Below are 1,855 nucleotides of genomic sequence, written 5' to 3'. Positions count from 1 at the left end.
CCGCAAGCGGGAGGGCAATCACAACCTACTCCCCTCCCGCTTGCGGGAGGGGTCGGGGGTGGGCCTTTCTCTTAAGCGTCCGGCCCCTCGTAAGCCTCGACGATGCGGCCGACGATCGGATGGCGCACCACGTCCGCCGCCGTGAAGCGGGTCACCGCGATGCCGTCCACGCCCTCCAGCCGGGCGACCGCGTCGGCGAGTCCGGAATGGCGGTCGCCGCCGGGGATGTCGACCTGGCGCGGGTCTCCGCACACCACCATGCGGCTGTTCTGGCCGAAGCGGGTGAGGAACATCTTCATCTGCTCGCGCGTGGTGTTCTGCGCTTCGTCGAGGATGACGAAGGCATCGGCCAGCGTGCGGCCGCGCATGAAGGCGATCGGGGCAATCTCGATCTCGCCGTTGGCGAGGCGGCGTTCCACCTGCTCGGGCGGCATGCAGTCGTAGAGCGCGTCGTAGAGCGGACGCAGGTACGGATCGACCTTGTCCTTCATGTCGCCGGGCAGGAAGCCCAGCTTTTCGCCCGCCTCGACCGCCGGGCGCGACAGGATCAGGCGCTGGACCGAGCCGGTCATCAGCTGGCTGACCGCCTGCGCCACCGCCACGTACGTCTTGCCCGTGCCTGCCGGGCCGAGCGCGAAGATGACGTCCGACTTGGCAAGCTGGCGCATGTAGTCGATCTGCGTCGCCGAACGCGGCACAATCGTCTTCTTGCGGGTGCGGATCATGATCGGCGGCGCGCCTGCGTCACCAGTGATGATGCCTTCGAGGGTGGGTTCGGTGCTCATGGCGATCAGGGATTCGATGGCGCCGGAATCGAGCGCCTGCCCCATCTCCAGCCGGTGATACATGCCCTTGAGCGTGTCGCGCGCGCGGGCGACGGCATCGTCCGGCCCTTCGATCTGGATCTTGCTGCCCCGGGCGGAGATGTACACGCCGAGGCGGTTCTCCACTTGCACCAGATTTGAATCGAATTGCCCGAACAGGGCTCCCAGCAACACAGGTTCGTCGAAATCTATTTCGACACGCGCCCGACGGTGGGTTTCGGGGCGGAATTGTGCCGGATCGACGGCACGGGCTGCTTTGCGGGCCATGTGCTCCTTTCATGCGAGATTGATGTCTCGTTCTACCGTGAAGATGGCTCCACAGGGCGCGTCCCGCAAGGAGGTTTCTGCAAAATTTCCTGCGTTTCGTCGGGGATAACTGCGCGTTTCGGCGCTCGGGCATGCAACTGTCGCAAGGGTGCGACACTTATGTCCCCACGCTGCACGCCGCATTCCCGGATCGTTCAGGAGCGCGCGGGCAGTTTCCAATCAGAAGGCCGGATACGGCTCTTGAGAAGAAGGAGAATACTGGTGCGCAAGTTCTTCATGATTGCCCTGGCTGCCGGTGTAGCCCTGCCGACCGTCGCGGTCCCGACCATGGCCTCGGCCCAGAGCGCCCGCGAAGTCCGTGACAGCGCCCGCGAGGTTCGCCGCGACGAGCGCGACTTGCGCCAGGCCCAGCGCTACGGTGACCGCCGCGACGTCCGCGATGCCCGCCGCGATGTGCGCGACTCCCGCCAGGAACTGCGCGAGGACTGGCGCGACTATCGCCAGTCGCATCGCAACGACTACCGCCGCCCGGCTTATGTCGGCCCGCGCGGCTATCGCTATCGCCCGGTGACCGTGGGCTACCGTTTCCAGCCCGCCTACTACGGTGACCGCTACTGGGTGCGTGACTATGCCCGCTATCGTCTGCCCGCCCCGCGCGCCGGCCATCGCTGGGTCCGCTACAACAACGACGTGGTCATGGTCAACACCCGCACCGGCCGCGTGGTCACCGCGCACAACGGCTTCTTCTGGTAAGAAGCACGCCC

Annotated in this window: 2 protein-coding genes; one reads left to right on the top strand and one right to left on the bottom strand. The window is 66.3% G+C overall.

Translation table 11 applies throughout. The features are described from left to right. Nucleotides 1-71: 71 nt before the first annotated feature. Nucleotides 72-1,091 (bottom strand): PhoH family protein, encoded by a 1,020-nt coding sequence (locus tag ACYPYD_RS18215; protein WP_036525997.1) that lies wholly within the window; start codon nt 1,089-1,091, stop codon nt 72-74. 261 nt (nt 1,092-1,352) lie between these two features. On the opposite strand from ACYPYD_RS18215, the gene ACYPYD_RS18210 reads away from it, so the two are divergent. Further along, on the top strand, nt 1,353-1,844 hold the full coding sequence (locus tag ACYPYD_RS18210; protein ID WP_036525999.1) for an RcnB family protein: 492 nt from the start codon (nt 1,353-1,355) through the stop codon (nt 1,842-1,844). The last annotated feature ends 11 nt before the right edge of the window (nt 1,845-1,855 follow it).

Source organism: Novosphingobium sp. 11B (assembly GCF_054589055.1).
The sequence above is the reverse complement of the archived record's forward strand: the minus strand, read 5'-3'. Positions and strand labels throughout refer to the sequence as shown.